The 4,693-nt window shown below is 69.1% G+C and carries 3 protein-coding genes; 1 reads left to right on the forward strand and 2 read right to left on the reverse strand.

Going from position 1 to position 4,693, the window contains the following annotated elements; translation table 11 throughout:
• Positions 1–672, forward strand: a 672-nt coding sequence (locus ACWELJ_RS33345; protein WP_452370052.1) for a TerD family protein, incomplete at its 5' end; no start/stop codon positions are given.
• A 33-nt stretch (positions 673–705) separates the two neighbouring features.
• On the opposite strand, the gene ACWELJ_RS33350 is transcribed toward ACWELJ_RS33345, so the two are convergent.
• Both ACWELJ_RS33350 and ACWELJ_RS33355 read right to left on the reverse strand, forming a co-directional pair.
• Entirely contained in the window at positions 706–2,319 is a 1,614-nt protein-coding gene (locus ACWELJ_RS33350; protein WP_452370054.1) for a glycosyltransferase family 87 protein, read from the reverse strand.
• A gap of 93 nt (positions 2,320–2,412) precedes the next feature.
• Positions 2,413–4,693: transglycosylase domain-containing protein (locus tag ACWELJ_RS33355; protein ID WP_452370053.1), on the reverse strand; the 2,281-nt coding region annotated here is incomplete at its 5' end.

The raw sequence follows: 4,693 nt of genomic DNA on the forward strand, positions 1-4,693 counted from the left end.
GGCTTCCCGCCGCCCCCGCAGGGCCAGCCCACCGGCGGCTACCCGCCTCCGCCGCCCGCGCCGCAGGCCGATCGCGATCTGCCCAGCGGCGGCCACGCCGTCAGCCTGGTCAAGGGACAACGCATCAACCTGCGCAAAGAGGGCGGCGGCGCACTGAGTTACGTGAAGATGGGCCTGGGCTGGGATCCGGTCAAGCGCGGCGGCATCTTCGGCAACAAGGCCGTGGACGTGGATCTCGACGCCTCGGTGGTGATGTTCGCCGGCAACGGCCCGGTGGACGTCGTGTACTACGGCAGCCTCACCTCCAAGGACGGGTCGATCCGCCACCAGGGCGACAATCTGACCGGCGAGGGCGAGGGCGACGACGAGGAGATCAGCGTCGACCTGTTGCGCATCTCGCCGTCGGTCACCACCTTGCTGTTCATTGTGACCTCCTACAAGGGCCACACCTTCGAACAGCTCGCGAACGCCTACTGCCGCCTGGTGGACAGCGCCACCAATGCCGAGATGGCGCGCTTCACCCTCACCGGCGGCATGCCGTTCACCGGCATGGCCATGGGCAAGATGTTCCGCCCGGCCCCGGGCGCGGACTGGAAGTTCCAGGCCCTCGGCGAGGGCTTCCAGGCCAAGCACCCGGGCGAGGCGGTACCGCAGCTGGCCCGCTTCCTCTGAGCCGGGGAACCGGTCCCGGCCCTGAGTGATGGCTCAGGGCACGGGTTCCGGCCGGCGCGGCCACAACCAGGACGGCAGCCACGGATCCCGGGGATCCGGGACCCGGTCGAGCACACCGCCGCCCGGATCGTCGGCGCCGTCGCGGCGCACCGGATCCTCGGCGGGACGGTAGATCTGGCGGATCACCAGCACGCACAACGCGATCACCGCCAGATCGCGCACCACCACGGTGCCGGTGAACCACTGCTCGGGCAGGCCCTTGTGATCCGGGCCCAGGTAGTAGTACATGCGCGGCACCCACACCAGGGCGTCGATCGTCATCCACGCCAACAGGATTCGCCGGTGCGGCAGCGCCAGCACCGCCAGCGGCACCAGCCAGATCGAATACTGCGGGCTCCACACCTTGTTGGTCAGCAGGAACGCCGCCACCACCAGGAAGGCCAGCTGCGCCAGCCGCGGCCGCCGCGCGGCGGTCAGCCCGATCCAGCCGATGCCCGCGCACGCCGCGATGAACAGCAGCAGCGACACCGCGTTCAGCACGGTCGGCGCTTCCTGCGCACCGAGCACCCCGTCGAATCCGGCCCAGCCGGTGAACGAGGTGATCACGTTGTAGATCGAATCCGGGTCCGCGTGCCGTTCGGTGTTGAGCCGGAAGAACTCCCACCAGCCGTTCGGGTACAGCGCCGCGATCGGCGCGTTCACCGCCAGCCAGGTGATCGCCGCCGACGCCATCGCCGCGCCCGCGGCGCGCATCGGCCGCATGCCGCCCCACTCCGCGTCGCCCTCACCGCGTCGTTCGGCGCGGGCGCACAGGATCAGGATGGGGCCCAACAGCAGCAGCGGATACAGCTTCGCCGCCCCGCCCAGACCCAGCAGGATGCCCGCCAGCACCGGGCGGCGGCGGCCCCAGGCCAGCAGCCCGCCCGCCGCGAAAGCCGTTGCCAGCAAATCGAAGTTCGTGAACGCGTGCACCGCCACCAGCGGTGAGAGCGCCACCAGCGCGGCATCCCAGATCCGCCGCCCGGCCGACAGCGCGGTCGCCCAGATGGTCACCAGCCAGGCCAACGCCAGGCCGATGGCCACCACGTTGAAGTAGATGACCACCTCCAGCGCGCCGCTGCCCGGCAGCGGAGAAACCTTCCACGCCTTGGCGATTCCCATGGAGATGTACTGGTACATCCCGGACAGCACCGGGTACTCCATGTAGCGGACCTGCGCCTTGCCGTCGCTGAACTCGACCCACTGCTTCTTGTACGGGAACGCGCCCTCGTTGAGATGCTCGGCGCCGTACAGCGGCACCGTGTCCGAGTAGCACATGGCCAGGTACTGGCGGCCGTTGTTCCAATCCAGGCCCATCACGCCCGAGGCGTCCGGGCGCTGCTGGATGCAGCCCGCCTTGCCGAACCAGCCGAAGGCCAGGAACAGCACCGCGAAGGCCATCAGCACCCGCATCGGAGTCCAGAAGCGGACCCGGCCGATCACCGCGTGGTCGCCCACCGGGCCGCCCAGCGGATCACACAGCTGAGCGGTCAGGGTGTCGGTGCGGCTGGGCTTGTCCCGGTCGTCGGCCGACCGCAGATCGGCCGCCAGCGGCGCCGGGGACTCGTAGCCGACCGGCGTATCACGCTGCGCGCGAGCCTGTTCCACTCCTGCTGCCTCCCCCGGCTCCGGCGCCGCGCCGGCCGGTCCGCCCGTGGCGGCCGACCGGTGCGCCAGTTGCTGCTCGATCACGCCAGCAGGCTACCGATTCGGCCGCCCATTGCCGTTGCCGGTCCCGCCACCGCTGTTCGGAGCCGTGGTCGGTGAGCCCCCGTCCGCGGGCGCGACCGGTTGCCCGGACATCGGACCGGTGCCGCCGCCCTGCTGTTCCTGGGTGGGCTCGGGCTGGGTCTGCTGCCGCTGGTTCTGCGGATTCGGCGCCAGACCCGGGATCGGGATGGAGAACCCGGGCAGGATCGGCATCTGGCTGGTGGTGACCACCGGGGGCAGCGGCGCCTCGGTGGTCGAGGGCGCGGTGTACGGCGCCGACCAGGACGGCACACCACCCTGCGAGCTGCCGATATTGCCGGGCTTCGGGAAGGACTCGTTCGTCGTGCCCTTGAGCGCGCCGTCCATGGTCGACTTCCAGATGTCCGACGGCAGGCCCGAACCGTAGATCATGCCGCCATTGGCGTTGCGCAGCTTCTCGTTTCCGGCGGCCGTGCCGATCCACACGGCGGTGGACAGCGACGGCGTGTAGCCGACCATCCAGGCGTCCTTGTTCTCGATGGTGTCGCCCAGCTGGGCGGTACCGGTCTTGGACGCCGACTGCCGGTCACCGGCGAGCTGATGCTTGTTCGAGTACTGCGCGATCGGCTTCATCGCGTCGGTGACGTTGTCGGCCACCGCCGCCGAGACCTTGCGCTCACCGGCCACGTCGCCGCGGTCCATCAGCACGGTGCCGTCGGAGGCGACCACCTTGGTCACGAAGTGCGGCGCGTGGTACATGCCCGACGCGGCCAGCGTGGCGTACGCCGAGGCCATGTCCAGCACGCGAACGTTGTACTGGCCCAGCACGATACCGTTGTTCGGCGACGAGCCGTCCGGCTCCACCAGCGTCTTGCCGATGCCGTCGACGCTCGCGGGGATGCCGAGCCGGTGCGCCATGTCGGCGATCTTCTGCGGGCCGTTGCCCGGCATGTCCAGCATCATCCGATAGAAGCTGGTGTTGTAGGACCGCTTGGTGGCCTCGGCGATGGTGCACATGCCGCAGTTCTCGTCGGCCACATTGTGGATCTCGATGCCATTGACCTTGAACGGCGAGGAGCTGTCGTACATGGTCGAGAGCGGCTTGCCCAGCTCCAGGTTCTCGGCCAGACCGAACACCTTGAACGAGGAGCCCGGCTGCAGACCGGCATTCGCGAAGTCGAAGCCCTGGCCGTCGGAACCGCCGTAGTAGGCGCGCACCGCACCGGTCTTGGGATCCACCGACACCACCGCGGCCTTCAGCTTCTCCGGCTCGCCGTCCATCACCTTGTTCACCGCGTTGACGGCGGCGTCCTGGGCCTTCTGGTCGATCGTGGTGGTGATCTGCAGACCCTGGGTGTTCAGGTCGTGCTCCGAGATGCCCGCGGCCTCCAGCTCCTTGAGCACCTGGGTCTTGATCAGGCCCTCGGGGCCCGAGTCCAGGGTCTTGTCGTGCTGCGCCTCCGCGGCCGAGATCACCGCCGGGTACTGCATGTTCGCGCGGTCCGCGGCGGGCAGGTTGCCGCCGTCGACCATGCCGTCCAGCACGTACTTCCAGCGGGTCTGGGCACCCTGCGGGTTCTTCTCCGGATCCAGGTTCGACGGCTGCTGAATGGTGGCCGCCAGCACCGCGCCCTCGGCCACGCTCAGATCCTGCACCGGCTTGTTGAAGTACGCCTTGGACGCCGCGTCGATGCCGTACGCGCCGCGGCCGAAGTAGATGGTGTTCAGGTAGGCCGCCAGGATCTGGTCCTTGGACCACTGCTTGGCCATCTTCGCCGAGATCACCAGCTCACGCAGTTTTCGGGTGAGCGAGTGCTCGTTGCCGACCATCGCGTTCTTCACGTACTGCTGCGTGATCGTCGAACCACCACCGGCGCTCGAATTGCCGGTCAGCTGACCGACGAACGCGCGGCCGAAGCCCTGGATCGAGAAGCCCGGATTGGTGTAGAACGACCGGTCCTCGGCCGCGATGACCGCGTTGCGGACGTGCGGCGGGATCTGGTCGATCGTCACGTCGGTCCGGTTGCCCTCCGGCGGAATGATCTTCGCCAGCACCGAGTTGCCGTCGGCCAGGTAGATGGTGGCCACCTGATTGTTCTTCAGGTCGCCGGGCTGCGGCACGTTCACCGTCGAATAGGCGTACAGGAAGACCGTGCTGCCCAGGCCCAGCACCAGTGCCATGCCCACGTAGATGGTCCGGCGGAGGATCCGCCAGATGGAGGTCTTGCGGGGCGCGCCCTTGCCGCCGCCCTTGCCGCCCCCGGAGCCGTTGCCGCCCGGCCGCCGCGGCGGC

Source organism: Nocardia sp. NPDC004582, from assembly GCF_053602115.1.